Annotated in this window: 1 protein-coding gene; it reads right to left on the bottom strand. The window is 73.3% G+C overall.

Annotated elements, in window-relative coordinates; genetic code table 11:
- Positions 1 to 52 precede the first annotated feature (52 nt).
- The coding region (gene moaC / locus MKK70_RS20370) for a cyclic pyranopterin monophosphate synthase MoaC (RefSeq protein ID WP_243949547.1) at positions 53 to 438 on the bottom strand (386 nt) is incomplete at its 5' end.

Raw genomic sequence — 438 nt, 5'->3', positions numbered from 1 at the left:
TTCGTGGGCCACCCGCCCCCGCAGAGGGGGGAGGGATGAGCGCCGGGGGCCATCACGCCGCGTCCTCCGCGCGGTACGCGCCGGAGCGGCCGCCGTCCTTGGCGAGCAGGCGGATGCCCTCGATCCGCATGCCGCGGTCGGCGGCCTTCACCATGTCGTAGACCGTGAGGCAGGCGACCGAGACGGCGGTCAGCGCCTCCATCTCGACGCCGGTCGGGCCCTGCACGCGGACCTCCGCCGTGAGGCGCAGGCCCGGCAGCGCGTCGTCGATCTCGCAATCGACCCGGACCTTGGTGAGCAGGAGCGGATGGCAGAGCGGGATCAACTCGTGGGTGCGCTTGGCCGCCATGATCCCGGCGAGGCGGGCGGTGCCGACCACGTCGCCCTTCTTGGCATCGCCCTCGCGGATCAGCGCCAGGGTGGCGGGCAGCATCACCA

Source organism: Methylobacterium sp. E-041, assembly GCF_022829665.1.
In the GTDB taxonomy this organism is placed as follows: Bacteria; Pseudomonadota; Alphaproteobacteria; order Rhizobiales; family Beijerinckiaceae; genus Methylobacterium.
The sequence above is the reverse complement of the archived record's forward strand: the minus strand, read 5'-3'. Positions and strand labels throughout refer to the sequence as shown.